Annotated in this window: 15 protein-coding genes; 6 read left to right on the top strand and 9 right to left on the bottom strand. The window is 44.3% G+C overall.

All coding sequences use genetic code 11. The features are described from left to right. Window positions 1-291 precede the first annotated feature (291 nt). From ABD894_RS14085 to aspS, 3 genes are all read right to left on the bottom strand, one after another. Window positions 292-1,593: an amidohydrolase gene (locus ABD894_RS14085; RefSeq protein ID WP_345211688.1), complete on the bottom strand. Its 1,302-nt coding sequence runs from the start codon at window positions 1,591-1,593 to the stop codon at window positions 292-294. Window positions 1,594-1,655: 62 nt separating this feature from the next. Next, window positions 1,656-2,111, bottom strand: a complete 456-nt coding sequence (locus ABD894_RS14080; protein WP_345211687.1) for an FKBP-type peptidyl-prolyl cis-trans isomerase — start codon at window positions 2,109-2,111, stop codon at window positions 1,656-1,658. A gap of 129 nt (window positions 2,112-2,240) precedes the next feature. Further along, window positions 2,241-3,986, bottom strand: a complete 1,746-nt coding sequence (gene aspS / locus ABD894_RS14075) for an aspartate--tRNA ligase (protein WP_345211686.1) — start codon at window positions 3,984-3,986, stop codon at window positions 2,241-2,243. A 188-nt stretch (window positions 3,987-4,174) separates the two neighbouring features. Here aspS and ABD894_RS14070 point away from each other — a divergent pair, with 188 nt between their 5' ends. Further along, a complete protein-coding gene (locus ABD894_RS14070) occupies window positions 4,175-4,639 on the top strand; it encodes a DUF4920 domain-containing protein (RefSeq protein WP_345211685.1) in 465 nt (154 codons plus the stop codon). Window positions 4,640-5,301: 662 nt separating this feature from the next. Here the strand turns inward: ABD894_RS14070 and ABD894_RS14065 are convergent. From ABD894_RS14065 to panC, 6 genes are all read right to left on the bottom strand, one after another. Beyond that, window positions 5,302-5,826: a hypothetical protein gene (locus tag ABD894_RS14065; protein WP_345211684.1), complete on the bottom strand. Its 525-nt coding sequence runs from the start codon at window positions 5,824-5,826 to the stop codon at window positions 5,302-5,304. An 89-nt stretch (window positions 5,827-5,915) separates the two neighbouring features. Beyond that, the gene (locus ABD894_RS14060) at window positions 5,916-6,593 is read right to left on the bottom strand and encodes a hypothetical protein (protein ID WP_345211683.1); all 678 of its coding nucleotides are present in this window, start codon (window positions 6,591-6,593) and stop codon (window positions 5,916-5,918) included. A gap of 55 nt (window positions 6,594-6,648) precedes the next feature. Then, window positions 6,649-9,465 (bottom strand): carbamoyl-phosphate synthase large subunit, encoded by a 2,817-nt coding sequence (gene carB / locus ABD894_RS14055; protein ID WP_345211682.1) that lies wholly within the window; start codon window positions 9,463-9,465, stop codon window positions 6,649-6,651. Window positions 9,466-9,705: 240 nt separating this feature from the next. Continuing rightward, on the bottom strand, window positions 9,706-10,701 hold the full coding sequence (locus tag ABD894_RS14050) for a TonB family protein (protein ID WP_345211681.1): 996 nt from the start codon (window positions 10,699-10,701) through the stop codon (window positions 9,706-9,708). A 171-nt stretch (window positions 10,702-10,872) separates the two neighbouring features. Further along, complete coding sequence (gene panD, locus ABD894_RS14045) at window positions 10,873-11,223, bottom strand: aspartate 1-decarboxylase (RefSeq protein WP_345211680.1); 351 nt, start codon at window positions 11,221-11,223, stop codon at window positions 10,873-10,875. A 148-nt stretch (window positions 11,224-11,371) separates the two neighbouring features. Then, a complete protein-coding gene (gene panC, locus ABD894_RS14040; RefSeq protein WP_345211679.1) occupies window positions 11,372-12,208 on the bottom strand; it encodes a pantoate--beta-alanine ligase in 837 nt (278 codons plus the stop codon). Window positions 12,209-12,360: 152 nt separating this feature from the next. Here panC and ABD894_RS14035 point away from each other — a divergent pair, with 152 nt between their 5' ends. The 5 genes from ABD894_RS14035 to ABD894_RS14015 all read left to right on the top strand — a co-directional run bounded on the left by ABD894_RS14035 (window position 12,361) and on the right by ABD894_RS14015 (window position 18,930). Continuing rightward, on the top strand, window positions 12,361-13,185 hold the full coding sequence (locus ABD894_RS14035; RefSeq protein ID WP_345211765.1) for a glycogen/starch synthase: 825 nt from the start codon (window positions 12,361-12,363) through the stop codon (window positions 13,183-13,185). A gap of 24 nt (window positions 13,186-13,209) precedes the next feature. After that, the gene (locus ABD894_RS14030; protein WP_345211678.1) at window positions 13,210-14,586 is read left to right on the top strand and encodes a DUF4270 family protein; all 1,377 of its coding nucleotides are present in this window, start codon (window positions 13,210-13,212) and stop codon (window positions 14,584-14,586) included. A 114-nt stretch (window positions 14,587-14,700) separates the two neighbouring features. Continuing rightward, on the top strand, window positions 14,701-16,536 hold the full coding sequence (glmS, locus tag ABD894_RS14025; RefSeq protein ID WP_345211677.1) for a glutamine--fructose-6-phosphate transaminase (isomerizing): 1,836 nt from the start codon (window positions 14,701-14,703) through the stop codon (window positions 16,534-16,536). Between the two features lie 164 nt (window positions 16,537-16,700). Further along, window positions 16,701-17,636, top strand: a complete 936-nt coding sequence (locus ABD894_RS14020; RefSeq protein ID WP_345211676.1) for a hydrogen peroxide-inducible genes activator — start codon at window positions 16,701-16,703, stop codon at window positions 17,634-17,636. 124 nt (window positions 17,637-17,760) lie between these two features. Next, on the top strand, window positions 17,761-18,930 hold the full coding sequence (locus ABD894_RS14015; protein ID WP_345211675.1) for a PepSY-associated TM helix domain-containing protein: 1,170 nt from the start codon (window positions 17,761-17,763) through the stop codon (window positions 18,928-18,930). Window positions 18,931-19,212: the final 282 nt, after the last annotated feature.

Below are 19,212 nucleotides of genomic sequence, written 5' to 3'. Positions count from 1 at the left end.
TATGCACTCATACGCCTGCAGGCATTACACGCATGGCCGGTATACGTTACTATCAGGTTTAATTGGCAAGGGCAGGGATGTGCTTCACAAGCAGCAGACATGCATGGCGAAGAAGATCTTTCATTACGTTCAAGATGACAACGTGAAATAGAAAAATTACCGAGGCAAAAACTGCGAACAATCATATATTGATTTAACAAGCCTCTCCAAACTCTGCGCAACCTCTGCTAACTCCGCGGTAAAATTAAACGCAACGTCTTCCATCCACTGAAACCTCAAACCTGAAAAAACTCACTTACTCGCCATATAATCCAGCGTTAAATTACACAGGGCTTTTACCCCGAGGCCGAAGCCGCTTTCGTCGAGGTAAAAATCGGGGGTATGGTGCGATGGGGCTATTGCCGGGTTCGTGCCTTTGGGCATTCCGCCTAAAAAGAAGAATAAACCGGGTACTTTCTCCTGGAAAAAGCTAAAATCTTCGGCACCGGTTACGGGCGGCCTTAGCATTACGTTCTCTTTTCCGGCGGAGGCTTGCAGGGTAGGCAGCATTTTGGCGGTAAGCGCAATATCGTTAAACGTTACGGGGTAATGGTTGCTGAAAGGGATTTTCACTTCGGCTGTAGCACCCTGCGCTTCGGCGGTTTTGATTGCTATGCGCCTCACGTTTTCGGTCACCAGTTTTTCGTCGCCTGCGGTAAAATAGCGCAGCGTGCCCAGCATTTCTACATTTTCGGGAATGATATTGAAGCGTGTTCCGCCCTTGATTACGCCCACGGTTACCACGGCAGGGTTTTCGGTAACATCTACATTACGGCTTACAACGGTTTGCAGGTTATTGATAATTTGAGCCGATACCACTATCGGATCGATACTTTGCCACGGATATGCCCCATGCGATGATTTACCTTTAACAATGATCCGCATATCGCTCACACCTGCCATTGTACCGCCGGGGCGATAGGTGATCTTACCCACCTCAATAGCCGAGTTAATGTGCAAGCCGAATATCACATCAACCTTGGGGTTCTCTAAAACGCCTTGTTTTACCATCTCTTCCGCTCCGCCTTTCTCTCCTCGCGGCGTGCCTTCTTCGGCCGGTTGAAATATAAATTTTACGGTGCCGTGCAGGTCTTTTTTCATGGCAGATAGTATTTCGGCCACGCCCATCAGTATGGCCATGTGCGAATCGTGCCCGCAGGCATGCATTACGCCAACATCTTGTCCGTTATATTGCGTAGTAACTTTTGAGGCGAAGGGAATATTAACCCGTTCGGTAACCGGCAAGCCATCCATATCGGCACGTAAGGCCACCACTGGCCCCGGTTTTCCGCCCTTTAAAATACCAACCACACCGGTTGTAGCCACGCCAGTTTTTACCTCTATACCCAAACTTTCGAGGTGTTTGGCAATAATGGCGGAAGTACGAGTTTCGCGGTTACCTAATTCGGGATGTTCGTGGAAGTCGCGCCGCCAGGCTACCAGTTTAGGTTGCAGGGCATCTGCTTTTTTAGCTATGGAAGTTCGTATAGCATCGCTTTGCGCTAATGCCGAAAGGGAGAAGAATGAAAAGAGAAGGAAAGGCAGCTTTTTCATGCGGTATGTTTTGCCTAAATATAATTAGTTTAGGCAAAACATATCGCACAAATGCGGGCATATTAATTAATGCTCAGCAGATCGACAGTAAATATCAATACAGAATTGGCAGGAATACCACTCTGGGCTTTTTGCGCATAGCCTAAAGCCGAAGGAACAAACAATTGGATACGGCCACCGGTTTTCACCAACGGAATACCAATTTGCCAGCCCTGAATAACATTAGTCAAAGGGAAAGTGATACCATTGTTTTTATCGAACTGGCTACCGCTTGGCAATATACCCACGTAATTTACGGTAACGGTTGAGCTTGATGTAGCATTTGCACCGGTACCTTCAGTAATAATTTTATAATACAAACCTGACGAATGCCTGGTCGCTGTGATGCCATTATCAGTAAGGTATTTTTTAATGATGTTCTCATCAGTTTCAGCTTGTTTGGCAGCATCGAATTTGTCTTTCTTACAGGCCGATAATGATGTTAAAGCAACAAGAAGTACTAAAAGGTATTTTTTCATTTTTATATGTCAGTTAATTAATTGCAAAAGTATTAATAATAAGTATAACGTTGATGCGGGGTAAAGTGCTACAGCCGGGCATAAAAAAAGGAAGCTTCGCGGCTTCCTTTATATGTATAATGTTAAGTATTAAACAGTAGTGTTAATGCTTAATTCTTTCAATTGCGCGTCAGAAATGGTTGACGGCGAATCGATCATTACATCTCTGCCCGAATTGTTCTTAGGGAAAGCGATCACGTCGCGGATAGAATCGAGCCCGGCGAAGATAGAGCATAACCTGTCGAAACCGAAAGCGATACCACCATGCGGAGGAGCGCCGTACTCAAAGGCATCCAGCAGGAAGCCGAATTGTTTTTGCGCCTCTTCGGGCGAAAAGCCCAGGTGTTTGAACATTAACGATTGCAACCCTTTTTCGTGGATACGGATAGAACCACCGCCAATTTCGGTACCGTTGATCACCAGATCGTAAGCATTGGCACGCACATTACCCGGATCGGTATCCAACATTGCGATATCCTCCGGCTTAGGCGAAGTGAACGGATGGTGCATGGCATGGTAACGGCCGCTTTCCTCATCCCACTCCAGCAGCGGGAAATCAACCACCCACAACGGCGCGAAGGTATCTTTGTTACGTAAACCTAAACGGCCGCCAATTTCCAGGCGTAACTCGTTCAATTGCTTACGTACCTTGTCGGTTTGACCGGCAAGTATCAGTATTAAATCGCCCGGCTCTGCCTCAAAAGCGGCAGCCCAGTTGGTTAGTTCGTCTTCGTTGTAAAATTTATCTACTGATGATTTTAAAGTGCCATCGGTATTGTAGCGGCAATAGATTAAACCGGTTGCGCCAATTTGCGGGCGTTTAAGCCACTCGGTAAGTTCGTCAATTTGCTTGCGGGTGTATTCGGCACAGCCTTTAGCGTTGATACCTACTACCAGTTCGGCATTGTCAAAAATGCTGAAGTTTTTACCTTTAACAACATCGTTCAGTTCAACAAATGGCATACCGAAACGGACATCCGGTTTATCCGACCCATATAAACGCATGGCATCGGCGTATTGCATACGAGGGAAATCACCCAGCTCAATGCCTTTTACGGTGTTGAACAGGTGGCGGGTTAAGCCCTCAAAAATATTCAGGATATCCTCTTGCGTAATGAAAGAAAGCTCACAGTCAATCTGCGTAAACTCCGGCTGACGATCGGCACGCAGATCCTCATCCCTGAAGCATTTCACTATCTGGAAATAACGGTCGAACCCGCTCACCATCAGTAATTGCTTAAAGGTTTGCGGCGATTGCGGCAGGGCGTAAAATTCGCCGGCGTTCATGCGGCTTGGCACCACAAAGTCGCGCGCCCCTTCCGGGGTTGATTTGATCAATACCGGGGTTTCTACCTCGATAAAGTTCAGGGCATCAAGATACTTACGCACTTCCTGACCCATTTTATGGCGCAAAACCAAATTGTTACGGATAGGGTTACGACGAAGATCGAGGTAACGGTATTTAGCGCGAAGCTCTTCGCCACCATCTGTTTCATCTTCAATTAAAAACGGCGGAATTTTGGCCGCGTTCAATATTTCCAATTCATGCACGGCAATTTCAACTTCGCCGGTAGGGATTTTCAGGTTTTTGTTTGAGCGCTCAAGTACCTTGCCGCTCACCTTTATAACAAACTCACGCCCAAGCTCACGGCCCTTTTCGCGCAGTGATGCATCGGTATCGGTATTTAATACCAGTTGGGTTAAACCGTAACGGTCGCGCACATCAATAAAGGTAGTGCCCCCAAGGTCGCGCGATTTTTGTACCCATCCGCATAAAGTAACGGATTGGCCTAAATGGCTGATATTTAATTCGCCGCAGGTATGTGTTCGTAGCATATCAAGTTTTTATAAAAGTTCGCAAAAGTACATTTTTTAAGGTGAAAGGAGAAAGGTTTTAAGGTGAAAGGGTAAGCTTAAAGCGGAAAGACGAGGGTTGAAAGCGACTTAAGATGGTAAAAGTTGACAGGTTAAAGCAGAAAGTCACTTGTTAAAAACCAAGTTTACAACTTGTTGTTATATAAAGCATGAAACTTAGCCGCGTCTCCCTTGTACTATCGCTTTTGCTGTTTTGCTTTGCTTATACCGCTCATGCACAGAACGCTGCCTTGCCGCATGGCATGATATACGGTACACAGCCCGATACCGCTGTGATGATGGATGCCCCAAAACTGCGGGAATTTATGGGTAAGAAAACGCGTATTACCACCGCAATTAAGGGTAAGGTAATTAAGGTAACCAAAGCCAAAGGCGGCTGGTTTGAACTGGATGCAGGGAACGGCGAAATAATTACAGCGCATTTTTCTCGCGGCGGCATTAATTTACCTCTCAACATTAAAGACCGTGTGGTGATCATAGACGGCGTAGCCAAAAAGAACTTCATCGCTGATGATGAACAGCATTTTGCCGGGGATACCACCACTTACAAAACGCATAGTAAAGAGCTTCCGCGGATTAGTTTTGAGGTGAAAGGTTTAATGGTTTATCAATAAAACCGGAATACTCGTCATTGCAAGAATTTTAATTCCTTTTGGACTTTGAAGGTAAAATGACGATGGCTAACACCTACCACTGTCATGCTGAGGAACGAAGCATCTATCGCAGATAAGCATAGCGAAGAAAATTCTTCGCTATGCTTCCAGAATGACAGTTTTTTTCGTCATGAGTAGTAGGTAAGAAGCAATCTCTACTTACGTTGTGCTTATGCTATATCAACATCAGTCTGCTCTTGGGCGCAGTGCCCCATTACTTTTGAGCTCAAAAGTAACAAAAAGCTTGTCCAGCAATAGGCTTCTTTGCCGCACGAGGCCTTCCCCTGCAAAACTGCCAGAACTTTGGGCTGGAACTTTTGCCCTGCCGCTCATTTCCTCCCCACATGCAACAAGTTCCTATGCCCGCCTTTGCGCTCTTGGCCTCCACAGTTCTGCCCGTTTTCGCCCGAAGCTGTTTGCTGACTGAAACGAAGTGTTTTCTAAAAGAATTAAAGCAAAGCGCATAGTCAACTCACCCGGTCTACGCTTCGCTGGACCGCCCTCCGGCTTTGCCGCAAAGAGGGCTTAGAAGAAACCCAAAAAACAAAACCCTTCTTTCCGCTTGCGGAGAGAGGGGTGACGAGCGCAGCGATGTCGGGGTGAGTCGACGTAGCGCGAGTAACTTAATACTTATAAGCCAAACCCTTCTTGATGTCCTGATTACCGCCTAAGGAGTCGTTGTTGGCGTTGGTGGCTTTTTCGCTGGTAACGTATACAAACTGGCAGCCAAGTTCTGCAGCGGCCTGCTTTAGCTTCTTCTCTGCCGATTTATCGCCCGAGTTACCGGTGTGGAAATTAATAAAAGCTGTTTTACCGCGCACATCGCCGCCTTTGGTAAGGCCTGCTATCTCGCTTTTGTCTTCCAGCAGTACCACTTTCTCCCAGTCGGCTTTGCCGGTTACGGTTACTTTGTCGCTTATTTTTTCGATGCGGCCGCTTTTGCCGTAAACTATTTTTTCAACCGCGTATTTGCTAACGGTTTGTTCGGCATCTTCATTTACGTACTTAAACACAATAGTGTATTCGGCCACGCGTACCACGTTGCCGTCAATTGTTTCGCCGTTATGTTTAAATAGCTTGTCGTTTTGCGCGAAGGTGCTTACAAGGGCGCCAATAATTAATGTGAGGGTTAATAAGGTATGTTTCATTTTAATCTACTTTCACATCATGACGCTTTACCGGCACGTTATGCTACAGCAGACTAAAAATAATTTACCCTAAGTTTTCCCGCTGTTAATTAAAAACGGGCATCAGCCGTTAATACCGACGCATCAACATAAAGATCGTCAGCAAATAATTGCTGCATTTTATGGTTGATCTCTTTACGGTTAACGGAAGCGGTTTCGCGTTTGCACTTCAGAAAATGTTCGCGGGCAATTTTTTCGGCCAGCTGGCCAAGGGTATTAATGCGGAGTTCTTTGCCAAACTTACCTGCCATAAACGCGCCTACTGCAAAAACCAGCATTAAACCGGCAGCTATCAGCATATTGAAGAATAATGCCGCTATTGATAGCGCGAATATGCATGCAAGGGCGTAAATAGTAGTTTGTTTGGGTTGCAAAACATTTAACGAAAGCCCCATATCTGCTTCGATAGTACCGATCAGCTGGAGTCTTTCGTTTTCAGGGAAAATATCTTTGAGGGATGTTTGTATAGTAATGTCGCCCCTGTCCAGTCCCGTTGCGGCCATAATGGCGTTACGGAGTTTATAAAAAGCCTGCTGCGTGGTGCAGGTATCGCTATGCTCTTGTTTAATCTTGTTATGGATCACATCGCACAGGTTGCCAAAGGTTCTTACCGAACCCAGATCGTCCTGGCAAAACTTAATGCCAAATGATCTTTCAACCTTTAGTAAAACGCGCCCGAAATCATCCGGGTCAACGTTTTTTAGCAAAAACAGCTGATTATTATTCATTAATTAAAGAACAAATCCTACAATCACTACACCCAACTCTCTCTATACAAACTCATTACTTACTTAAATACATCGACTTTTCTTTATACAGATGCCTGAAGTATGGATCTTGCAGGTTAGGTATAAAGCGGATAGCCTCGCCGGTCGATTTCATTTCCGGGCCAAGCTCCTTGGCTACTTCCGGGAATTTATCATAAGAGAACACAGGTTCTTTTATGGCGTATCCTTTTAGTTTACGTACTATATCAAAATCTTTCAGCTTATTAGCGCCCAGCATAACTTTAGCAGCTATGTTGATGTAAGGCACATCATAAGCCTTGGCAATAAAAGGCACCGTACGTGATGCACGCGGGTTGGCTTCTATTACATATACTTTTTCTTCTTTTATAGCAAACTGTATATTCAGTAAACCCCTAACATTTAACGCCGTAGCAATCTTTTTGGTATAGGTTTCCATTTGCTCAATCACATTGTCCGACAGGTCGAACGGTGGCAACACCGCGTACGAGTCGCCCGAGTGGATACCGGCAGGCTCTATGTGTTCCATCAAACCAACAATGTGCACATCATCACCATCGCTGATAGAATCCGACTCGGCTTCAGATGCCCTGTCAAGGAAGTGATCTATCAGTACACGGTTGCCCGGCAGGTTCTTCAATAAGCTTACTACCGCTTTTTCAAGGTCTTCATCGTTAATTACGATGCTCATGCCCTGCCCGCCTAATACATAGCTTGGGCGAACAAGCACCGGGTAACCTACGTGGTGAGCAACTTCAAGCGCTTCTTCGGCACTTTCGGCAACACCATATTTAGGGTAAGGAATATCCAGTTCTTTCAATAGGTCGGAGAAACGGCCGCGGTCTTCGGCGATATCCATATCGGTAAATGAAGTACCAATAATGCGGATGCCGTGCTCGTGCATTTTCTCGGCCATTTTAAGGGCGGTTTGGCCACCCAGCTGAACAATTACACCATAAGGTTTTTCCAGTTCGATGATCTCGCGTACATGCTCCCAGAAAACGGGCTCAAAGTACAGCTTATCGGCCATGTTAAAGTCGGTTGATACGGTTTCAGGGTTACAGTTAACCATGATGGCCTCAAAGCCCGATTCTTTAGCGGCAAGTAAGCCGTGTACACAGCTATAGTCAAACTCAATACCCTGGCCTATACGGTTAGGGCCCGAGCCTAATACGATGATCTTCTTTTTATCAGATACTATCGATTCGTTCTCACCCTCGTAAGTTGAGTAGTAGTACGGCGTTTTAGCCGGGAACTCAGCAGCGCAGGTATCAACCATTTTGTATACACGTTTTATACCCAGTTCCTTGCGGCGCTGGTAAACGTCTTCTTCGGTAACGTTGGTTAATACGTAAGCGATTTGCGCGTCAGAGAAACCTTTTTGTTTAAGGTTGAAAAGGAAATCGGCCGGGATGTTATTCAGCGAATAACGGCGAAGCTCGGTTTCCATAAACACTACTTCCTGTATTTGATTCAGGAACCAGCGGTCAATTTTGGTAGCCTTACGTACCGATTCAATCGGCACACCCAGACTAAGGGCATCGTATATATGGAACAGCCTGTCCCAGCTTGGGTGTTCAAGGCTGTGCATAATTTCTTCTAAGTTGCGGCTTTGTCTGCCATCGGCACCTAAGCCCGCGCGGCCAATCTCTAAACTCTGACAAGCTTTTTGCAGCGCCTCGATGAACGTACGGCCTATACCCATTACCTCACCTACCGATTTCATTTGCAGGCCAAGCTCTTTGTTAGCGCCTTTAAATTTATCAAAGTTCCAGCGAGGGATCTTTACGATCACATAATCAAGCGTTGGCTCAAAGTAAGCCGAAGTTGTTTTGGTGATCTGGTTTTCTATTTCGTCAAGGTTATAACCTATAGCCAGTTTGGCAGCGATTTTAGCGATTGGGTAACCGGTTGCTTTTGATGCCAGTGCCGATGAACGCGACACGCGTGGGTTGATCTCGATAGCGATGATCTTTTCATCGGCCGGGTTAACCGAGAACTGAACGTTACAACCACCCGCGAAGTTACCAATGGCACGCATCATTTTGATGGCCTGGTTACGCATATCCTGGTAGCAGCGGTCGCTCAGGGTCATGGCCGGGGCCACGGTGATCGAGTCGCCGGTATGGATACCCATCGGGTCGAAGTTTTCGATAGAGCAAATGATGATCACGTTATCGCGGCTATCGCGCAGCAACTCCAGCTCATATTCTTTCCAGCCTAAAACAGCTTGCTCCACCAAAACCTCGTGGGTTGGTGATGCTTGCAAACCGCGACTTAAAGCGGCGTCAAAATCTTCTTTTTTATGTACAAAGCCTGCGCCTTTACCACCCAGGGTATAGCTTGGGCGAATTACCAGCGGAAAACCGATGTCCTGCGCGGCTTCTTTACCTTCTAAAAACGAGTTGGCAATTTTTGAGGTGGCTACCCCTACACCTATATCAACCATTAACTGGCGGAAGGCCTCGCGGTTCTCGGTTTTTTCTATAGCGGCAATATCAACCCCTATAATATCAACTCCGTATTTTTTCCAAATGCCTTGCTCGTCGGCAGCGATACAAAGGTTTAATGCAGTCTGGCCACCCATGGTAGGCAGTACGGCATCAATCTTTTGTTCCTGTAATATCTTTTCTATGCTTTCGCATTCAAGCGGCAGCAGGTATACATTGTCGGCAATAACCTTATCCGTCATGATGGTGGCGGGGTTACTGTTGATAATGGTTACCGATATACCTTCTTCTTTTAAAGAAAGAGCGGCCTGGGAGCCAGCATAATCAAATTCGCAAGCCTGACCGATAATGATGGGGCCTGAACCAATAATTAGTACCGATTTGATGGAAGTATTTTTGGGCATAGTTCTTATTTAAATCAAGAGAGCTGCCTGATGCGGGAATGCCAACTTAAAATGTCCGAAACTGAGCGTTAAGCATTCCGCAATTCGGTATCTTCTTGTCGGGGTGCAAAGATACAGTTTGTGAGAACATTTTGCAGTTTTTTTTTGAATTTGCCATTTTCTTTTTAAACACATGTTTAAAGCTTACAAATTGCAGACTTTACAGGCGCTTTTTGCGACAAATAATGTAATGGATTTGTGTTATTGCAAAGCAAACTTTACCGGCAGCATAAACTTTACATTTACCAGCAGGCCGCACTTGTAACCGGGTATCCACTCATCCGTTTTTGACAATACCCTTATAGCCTCTTTATCAAGCAAATTATGTACTGATTTAAAAACTGCGATATCCTTTAACGTTCCATCCTTTTTAACAACAAACTTTAAAATAACCGTACCTGAAATATCGTCCCTCCGGGCTTCATTGGGATAATGAAGATTATTGGCCAGGTATTTATATAACCCCTGCATGCCGCCTTTAAATTGAGGATGTACAATTCTGTTTTGATAGGTGCGAATAATCCCTAACGAATCTGTCGATTCGCCCTTTTTCATTACGCCGCTTTCATAATGCTCGGTAAACTTTACTTTAATAAGCTTATCCTCGCCTTTCCAAGTGCCGTCGTATTTGCCGTTTTTTATATTGCCTTCTTCTGCAATGTATTTGAAATCATCATCGTAACCAACGTAATATCCGTTGCCATCGGCAGCCAATATTTTGCCGGTCGAATCGCGGCAAGCCATAATATCGTGTTCGGTTACCCGGCCAATGCCAACATTATTTCCCTCACGGTGTTTTTTAATAGTATACACCTTGCCATTAGGGTAATATTCAATACACTCGCCATTAAGCAGGCCATTTGCATAGTTGTTTACCGCTTTGCGGTTGCCATTGTTGTAGTACGAAATAACAATCCCCTCCGGTTTAAAGCTTTCAATTGTGGCCGACTTGCCAACTAATTTTCGTTTTCCGTTTTTATAAAAGTCGGCAACATTATAAAGCACAGTACCCGAATCAGGCTCCGAAACTATGCGGATATAATCGGCGCTGTCTTTACTGCTAACAAACCTGCCATCATTTTTTAAAAAGTAGATATTTTGCCTTTGGGCGAATGAGGAAACGGCTGAAAAAACAAGAAGAAAAGTAGCTATCGATTTTATTAAACCTGATGTGTTGCGGGAGGTTAGGTGCATCATTAATTTTTGTAATAACGCAAAGATATGCTTTCGGGGAAAAACGCCGTGTTAAATTAACATCAAGCTCACCTAACATTAGCCCAAAACAGGATGCAAAAAAGCAAGCACCGCCGGTTAGCGGTGCTTATATAAAAAGTATGAAATTCTTTTTTGAAGAGATAAGGGCAACCCTTATTTGATCAGCTTATTATCCGGATCGGGGAATACCAGTAACGGCTCGTAGGCACGGGCTTCGGCCGTTTCCATATAACCGTACGACATGATGATCACTATATCGCCCACCTGTGCCAGCCTCGCGGTAGCGCCGTTAAGGCAAATGGTGCCTGTACCACGCTCGCCGCGTATTACATAAGTTTCAAACCTTGCACCGTTATTATTATTAACTATCTGCACTTTCTCGTTGGCAATAATATTTGCCGCATCCATCAAATCCTCATCAATAGTGATACTGCCTACGTAATTCAGTTCTGCCTGAGTTACCCGGGCCCTATGAATTTTGGATTTTAATACCTCAATAATCATGGCGCAAAGTTATGAATATTTAATACATGGTTCATAGCACATAATACACCCCATTTGTAGCTATATTGTAAAGAGATTGCCGCGCTTTTTGTTTCAAAATATCGCTCACTAAAAGCACTGATAATTAATGCCATTACATCAAAATCACCTACCGGATGATCATATTATCTATCAGCCTGGTTTTGCCAACCTTGGCGGCAACCAGTGCTACCACACTCGTGGTGGTTTCGTTAGCAGGCAGCAAACTTTCGCCATCAGCCAGCTCAAAATAATCAAGCTCCACACCCGGTTCATTGCTTATCAAATCTTCAGCTTCAGCTTTTAATATGGTGATATTATCGTTGCTGTAATTTTGTTTTACCGCGTTCAACGTTTTTGATAATACCAGCGAATGCGCGCGGTCATCGGCCGTAAGGTGAATATTGCGCGAGCTCATGGCCAGGCCATCCGCTTCGCGCTCAATGGGGCACATAATGAGTTTCACCGGCAGTTTCAGCAGGCTGATCATACGGTTAACCACCATAATTTGCTGATAATCTTTTTGCCCGAAGAATGCCATATCCGGCTGCACTATAGTGAACAGCTTATTTACCACCTGTGTTACACCCTGGTAATGGCCGGGGCGGTACTTACCCTCCAGTAAATGCTCTAAGGGGCCAATATCTAAATGCCATTGCTCATTACCGTCATACATCTCGTTTACCTCCGGATTAAACAAGGCATCACACCCTGCCTGCTCCAGTTTGGCGATATCATCGGCTATTGGCCGCGGGTATTTTTCAAGGTCTTTAGGGTCGTTAAACTGCGTGGGATTAACGAATATGCTGCATACCACAATGTCACAATGTTGTTGCGCCTGCGCTATAAGCGAGAGGTGCCCCTGGTGTAAAGCGCCCATAGTTGGCACAAAGCCAATAGTTTTGCCCTGGTTGCGTAATTGCTGTATGTATTGCCCTATGGCTGTTTTGGTGGTGAAAACTTTCACGGTGGCTTGGGTTAAAAAATGGGGCGAAGTTGAGGAATAATATAAATATATCCAAAAGTTACTTGCACAATTCGTTGATTGTTCATATATAAATGCTTATATTTGCAAACTCAATTTTTTTGACATCTTAACATATTAATTCTGATTTAATGATGGGTAAATCTAAGCTTTTGTTTATTTCTCATGAAATGTCGCCTTTCCTTGAACTCACAAAAATTTCTGAAATAGTACGCCAGCTTCCGCAAGCTATGCAGGATAAGGGTTACGAGATCCGTATCCTGATGCCACGTTTCGGTAATATCAACGAGCGCAGGAACCGCCTTCATGAGGTAATACGTTTGTCGGGTATGAATATCATAATTAATGATAATGACAATCCCCTGATCATAAAGGTAGCTTCGATACCCGCTGCTCGCATGCAAGTGTACTTTTTAGATAATGAAGAGTATTTTCAACGCAAACACGTCTTTAACGACAAAGACGGTAAATTTTACGCCGATAACGATGAGCGCATGATCTTCTTTTGCAAGGGCGCGCTTGAAACGGTTAAAAAATTAGGCTGGGCGCCTGACATGATCCATTGCCACGGCTGGATGAGCGCTTTAGTGCCTGCTTATTTAAAAACCACGTACAAGGACGATCCTACTTTTAAAAACTCTAAAATAGTTTACTCTATTTACGAAAACGAGTTTAAAGAGCAAATGAATGCCGATTTCGCGCAAAAAGCGGTAATGAACGATATGACCGAGGCACACACTGAAGTGTACAAACCGGGCACTAATTCATCGCTATACGCGGGTGCTATTCACTACTCGGATGGTATTGTACTGGGTGCTGAAAACATTGACGCTGAAGTGTTAAATAATGTTAAAAACAGCAATAAACCCGTTTTAGATTACAATTCTACACAGGATGTAGAAAATTATTACAATTTTTACGACGAAATTGCCAGCGAAGAAATGGCACAAGTAGTTTAAATTGTATAAGCTTTAATTGTATATATGAAATCTTTCAGATTAGACTTATTGACCCTGTTAATAAGTCTTTTTATTTTAAATGGTTGCAAAAACCCGGATAATATCGGGTTGGGGGTTGATGAATCAAATCAGCTTAGCGGCACACTGGTAACTGACACTACTGTTACTGTAAATACGCTGCGTGAAGATTCGGTAATTACATCGGGTTTGGTACGTACTCCGTTGTCAAATTTTAACGACCCTATATTAGGTACTACCGAGGCTAATATGATCACTGATCTTAACCTGCCCAGTTTTGTAGCCTATACCCGCCCAACAGGTACTATTGTTATAGATTCGGCCATATTAACCATACGTTACAGTGATGGATTTTACGGCGACTCATTAACCTCTGCCTATAAAGCGAATGTATATAAACTTACTGAAAGGCCGCTTGGTATTACTTACTACAGTGCCAAACACTGGTCTTATAACCCTAATCAATTGTTAGGTACTAAAGCTTTTACATCAAGAACTCACGATTCGTTAAAGGTATTTGACATTGTTAAGGGAGCAACTGACACTATTAAAAAGGTAGCCCCTCAGTTGAGGATACCAATGGATACGCAGTTTTTCAAGGATAATTTCTTTGAATCGCCAGATGCGATATCTTCAAACACAGCTTTCCGTAACCTGGTCAGAGGCTTGTACATCACCCTGGATAAAAGTCAGTCAACGGGTCCGGGCGGAACATTCATGTTCAAGCTTGACGATTCGGCTTCGGTAGACCTATATGTAAAAGTAACAAATGGCTCAACCATTGATACTTCAGTAATATCGTTGCCTATCAGCGGGCATGCCGCCGAAATAAGGCACACTTACAGTACCGAAGTAGAAACAGCCTTAGCTAATACCACAACCAGTAATACGGTTGGTTACATACAAGGTGGCTCCGGTTTAAAAACAAAAGTTACATTCCCCGGTTTGAAAAACCTGCCTGTTAAGGATATTATTATCAACAGGGCCGAACTGGTGGTTACGCCGGTTCCGGGTACGCAAACCACATACAAGCCATTACCGAGGTTAATATTATATAAACACGATATCGCCAATCAACCGGTATTATTAGAAGATGCATCACGCGCCTCAGCAATTTATTATAATTTATTTGGCGGCTTTTACGGCTTACCAACGGCCAATGAATATCATTTTTTGGTAACCACTTACGTGCAAAACCTACTAAGCGGTAAAACGAAAGATTATGGCACTTACCTGATAGCCGGCGCTGACACATATACCACGGTAGAAACTACAACCGCTGATATTTTAGGTACGGCCCAAAGCGGCGCCCGAACTATTATTGCAGGTAAAAACTCGGCTTTCCGGGTTAAGCTCAATATAATTTATACCAAAGTAAAATAACATACAGCCCCTTCAAAAAAGGGGCTTTTTTATTTAATAATTTTATTGATGCACTTAGCGTTTACTTTATTGTAAAAGCTGATACATTTGTTCAAAAAATTATAAATAAAAATTATGTGCGGAATTGTAGGTTACATTGGTTACAGGGAAGCCTACCCTATAATAATTAAAGGCCTTCACAGGTTAGAGTATCGTGGTTATGATAGCGCAGGTATTGCCTTGCTTGATAAAGATCTTAAGGTTTACAAAAAAGCCGGCAAGGTAAGCGTACTCGAAGATTTTGTTAAACAACTTCCGCTGAAAAGCACCGTTGGCATGGGCCATACCCGTTGGGCTACCCATGGCGCGCCAAGCGACCGTAATTCGCACCCTCACTCATCGGGCAACCGCAAACTAACCATTATACATAACGGTATTATTGAAAACTACGGCGTAATTAAAGAAACGCTGATAGCCAAAGGCCACATATTTTTGAGCGATACCGATACCGAAGTATTAATCCATTTAGTTGAGGATATTCAAAAAGAAACCGGGCTCGAATTGCGCGAGGCCGTACGTGTAGCATTGAATACCGTTATCGGCGCGTATGCTATTGTGATTATGAGCCAGGATGAACCCGACCTGCTGATTGCCGCCCGTAAAGGCAGCCCAATGGTGATCGGTGTTGGTAAAGGCGAATATTTTGTAGCATCAGACGCTACGCCCATTGTTGAGTACACCAAAAACGTAATTTATCTTAACGATAACGAGATAGCTTTCATTACCCGTGAAGAATTGCTGGTAAAGAACATCGATAATACTATTCAAACCCCGTACATACAGGAACTGGACCTTAAGCTGGAAATGCTTGAAAAAGGCGGCTACGATCACTTTATGTTAAAGGAGATCTACGAGCAGCCACGTTCCATTCGCGATTGCCTGCGTGGCCGTATTTACCCGCAACAGGGTAAAGTACAGCTGGGCGGTATAAAAGAATATATTGAGAAATTAAAGAATGTAGACCGCATCATTATTGTGGCCTGCGGCACATCGTGGCATGCCGGTTTGGTTGGCGAATATTTAATTGAAGAATACGCCCGCGTACCGGTTGAGGTAGAATACGCTTCGGAGTTCCGCTATCGCAACCCTATTATTACCGAAAAAGATCTGGTGATCGCCATCTCGCAATCCGGTGAAACTGCCGATACCATGGCAGCCATTGAACTGGCTAAAGAAAAAGGCGCTACCATATTCGGTATTTGTAACGTGGTGGGCGCTTCAATTCCGCGCACTACACATGCGGGGGTTTATACTCATGCCGGGCCCGAGATAGGCGTGGCATCAACCAAAGCCTTTACAGCCCAGGTTACGGTGTTAACGCTTATCGCGTTTTACATAGCGCAAAAACGTGGCGCCATTACCCAAAGCAAACTCATCGAATATTTAACCGAGCTGGATGAAATACCGGCACTGGTTGAGCGCGCGTTAAAATCAAACGACCATGTTAAAGAGATAGCCGCCAAATTTAAGGATAGCAACAACTGCCTGTTCTTAGGTCGCGGCAGTTCGTTCCCGGTAGCGCTTGAGGGGGCTTTAAAATTGAAGGAGATCTCCTACATCCATGCCGAGGGCTATCCTGCTGCCGAAATGAAGCACGGCCCTATCGCCCTTATTGACGATGCCATGCCGGTGGTGTTTATCGCTACCAAACATTCATCGTACGAAAAGGTGATCAGCAACATTCAGGAAGTAAAAGCACGGGGCGGTCACGTAATAGCTATCGTTACCGAAGGCGATACCGAGGTACGTGATATGGCCGATTATGTAATTGAGATACCGCAAACCGGCGAAGCTTTCGTACCGCTATTGGCTACTATTCCTTTGCAATTATTAGCTTACCATATTGCCGTTATGCGTGGTTGCAATGTAGATCAGCCACGTAACCTGGCAAAATCGGTAACAGTGGAATAAAATTAGATATGAGAAGTGAGATTTGAGATATGAGACTAAAAAGGCGCTGTAATATGGCGCCTTTTTTATGCGTTATATAATTCCCCTCTCATGTCTCAAATCTCACATCGAACAGAAGATAGAAGAAATGAATATTTTCTTATATTTACATAGAAAATATCTATATGACAATAACGCAGCTTGAATATATAGTAGCCGTTGATACTTACCGCAGCTTTGTAACGGCAGCCGAAAAATGTTTTGTTACCCAGCCCACCTTAAGTATGCAGGTGCAAAAGCTGGAAGATAACTTGGGTGTTAAACTTTTCGACCGCAGTAAGCAGCCGGTAACCCCTACCGAAATTGGCACCGAGGTAATTGCACAGGCCCGTGTGCTGCTTGGCGAAAGTGAAAAGATAAAAGAGATCATCAGCGACAGGCAGAAGGACTTGGCCGGAGAGTTAAAAGTAGGCATCATCCCTACCGTGTCCCCTTACATATTGCCAAAGATAATCGGCAGCTTTATAGAAAAATATCCACAGGTAAAACTGGTGGTATGGGAACAAACTACCGAACAGATCATCCAGCAGTTAAAATTAGGGATGATAGATTGCGGTATTATGTCGACCCCGCTGCACGAACCCAACCTTACGGAGATCCCGGTGTTTTATGAAAACTTTGTGGCCTATGTATCCAAAAACAGTAAGCTCTCAAAAAAGAAAGCCATACAACCCGAAGATATCGACATGGAAGAGATTTGGGTTTTGAATGAAGGGCATTGCATGCGCGAACAGGTATTGAACATTTGCCAGCGAAGAAAATCAACCAAAGGTTTCCTGCATTTTGAATACAATACAGGCAGCGTGGAAACCCTGAAACGTATGGTTGATCAAAACAACGGCGCAACCATACTGCCGGAACTCGCCCTTGCCGACCTGAGCGATAAACAATTGGATAAGGTGCGCTACTTTAAATCGCCCGAACCGGCGCGCGAGGTGAGCATTGTGATACAGCGCAACTTTTTGAAACGCCGCATGATAGAGGCACTGAAGAACGAGATCCTGGAGTTCCTGCCGAAAAGATTGAAAACCAAAAAGAAAAAGGAGATCATCGACATATAATAAAGCGCTTCTTTCCACAGAAATCTTGTTTAGAATTATTTTAAATAATTTGGTGGGTTAGGCATTATGAATTACTTTTGAAAGCTATTGATATTCAGTCTAAATAACTTTCAAAACTGTTCCATTGACAAAGTTTAAGAAAACCATTCTTTTTTTACACCGCTGGCTTGGCTTTATCTCGGGCATTGTGGTATTTATTGTAAGTATTACAGGCTGTATATTTTGCTTTCAGGATGAAATTCAGGATGCCTTTTATTCGCATCGCCATGTGCAGGTTCAGCAAAAGCCTTACCTGGAGCCATCGGTATTAAAAGGTATTGCCGCTAAACATAAACCCACCTTTAAACCCGGTTATCTTGCTTATGCCGGTGTTGACCGCCCTGCTTTGTTATACATGAACAGCAAAACAGGCACCAATGTGCTTTATATCAATCCCTACGACGGCAAGATCTTGCACGACCAGGATATGTTTAAAGACTTTTTCATTATTGTTGAATACATTCACCTATACCTGCTTCTGCCTGCCAATATAGGGCAATTAGTGGTGGGCATATCGGTAATTATTTTCGTGGTGATCATGATAACGGGCGTAGTGTTGTGGTGGCCCAAACGTAAAAGCGATCGCAAACGCAGCTTCACCATTAAATGGGGTGGCCGCTGGCGCAGGGTGAACTACGATCTGCATAACGTGCTGGGCTTTTACTCGCTCAGTATAGCCATTATTTTGGCCATTACAGGGCTGGCGATAGCCTTTGAATGGATGAGCGACGGCATTTACCTTGCCGGTAACATGGGCAAAACCTATGCTATTGAAAAGGACGAGCCAAAATCCGATTCCCTGAAAAAAGACCTGCCCATAGCAGGCAAACCTGTTATTGATCGTGCTTATCATCAGTTGCGTGCACTTTCGCCTAATGCGGAAATGTATACTTTTTATGAGGATGAAGCCGCGTCGGGCCATATTTCAACAGGAGCCTACGCCAAAAGTCTTCACTTTGCTAACAGCGATTCGTACGATTTTGATAAGTATACGGGCAAAATTTTAAAAGGTCTGCCCCAAACTAAAAAGAGCCTGGGCTTAAAGCTCAACGAAATGAACTACGATATACACGTAGGCCAAATATTCGGGTTAACCAGTAAGATCATCGCTTTTTTAGCAAGCTTAATATGTGCCAGCTTACCCATAACAGGCTTTATTATATGGCTGGGGAAACGCAAAAAAACCAAGAAACCCAAAGGCGGCCGCGAGGTTACGCATAAGCGTGCGCATGTAAGGCAGTTGAAAACTAATTAATTAGCGGAGTTTCGACATCATAAATTCGCGTCATTGCGAGGAACGAAGCAATCTCTAAGCTATACAGAGCGGCTCTGTAAATCGGGGATTGCTTCGTGCCTACCCCTTATGTGTTAAAAAACTGTCATTCTTCACTATGCTTATTTGCGATAGATGCTTCGTTCCTCAGCATGACAGTGGAGAGAGGGTGTGAGCCATCGTCATTTTACCTTCAAAGTCAAGAAAGGATTAAAATCCTCACCATGACTTGCGTTTTGAGAACGAAGGCTAAGCGGATAATGG

Source organism: Mucilaginibacter gynuensis (assembly GCF_039541195.1).
GTDB classification, from domain to species: Bacteria; Bacteroidota; Bacteroidia; order Sphingobacteriales; family Sphingobacteriaceae; genus Mucilaginibacter; species Mucilaginibacter gynuensis.
The sequence above is the reverse complement of the archived record's forward strand: the minus strand, read 5'-3'. Positions and strand labels throughout refer to the sequence as shown.

Coding starts and splice junctions, on each gene's coding strand:
- ABD894_RS14050 (WP_345211681.1), bottom strand. CDS start 10,701: ATGATGCACCTAACCTCCCGCAACACATCAGGTTTAATAAAATCGATA.
- ABD894_RS14085 (WP_345211688.1), bottom strand. CDS start 1,593: ATGAAAAAGCTGCCTTTCCTTCTCTTTTCATTCTTCTCCCTTTCGGCA.
- ABD894_RS14060 (WP_345211683.1), bottom strand. CDS start 6,593: ATGAATAATAATCAGCTGTTTTTGCTAAAAAACGTTGACCCGGATGAT.
- panD (WP_345211680.1), bottom strand. CDS start 11,223: ATGATTATTGAGGTATTAAAATCCAAAATTCATAGGGCCCGGGTAACT.
- ABD894_RS14030 (WP_345211678.1), top strand. CDS start 13,210: ATGAAATCTTTCAGATTAGACTTATTGACCCTGTTAATAAGTCTTTTT.
- ABD894_RS14065 (WP_345211684.1), bottom strand. CDS start 5,826: ATGAAACATACCTTATTAACCCTCACATTAATTATTGGCGCCCTTGTA.
- carB (WP_345211682.1), bottom strand. CDS start 9,465: ATGCCCAAAAATACTTCCATCAAATCGGTACTAATTATTGGTTCAGGC.
- ABD894_RS14080 (WP_345211687.1), bottom strand. CDS start 2,111: ATGAAAAAATACCTTTTAGTACTTCTTGTTGCTTTAACATCATTATCG.
- glmS (WP_345211677.1), top strand. CDS start 14,701: ATGTGCGGAATTGTAGGTTACATTGGTTACAGGGAAGCCTACCCTATA.
- ABD894_RS14070 (WP_345211685.1), top strand. CDS start 4,175: ATGAAACTTAGCCGCGTCTCCCTTGTACTATCGCTTTTGCTGTTTTGC.
- ABD894_RS14020 (WP_345211676.1), top strand. CDS start 16,701: ATGACAATAACGCAGCTTGAATATATAGTAGCCGTTGATACTTACCGC.
- ABD894_RS14035 (WP_345211765.1), top strand. CDS start 12,361: ATGGGTAAATCTAAGCTTTTGTTTATTTCTCATGAAATGTCGCCTTTC.
- aspS (WP_345211686.1), bottom strand. CDS start 3,986: ATGCTACGAACACATACCTGCGGCGAATTAAATATCAGCCATTTAGGC.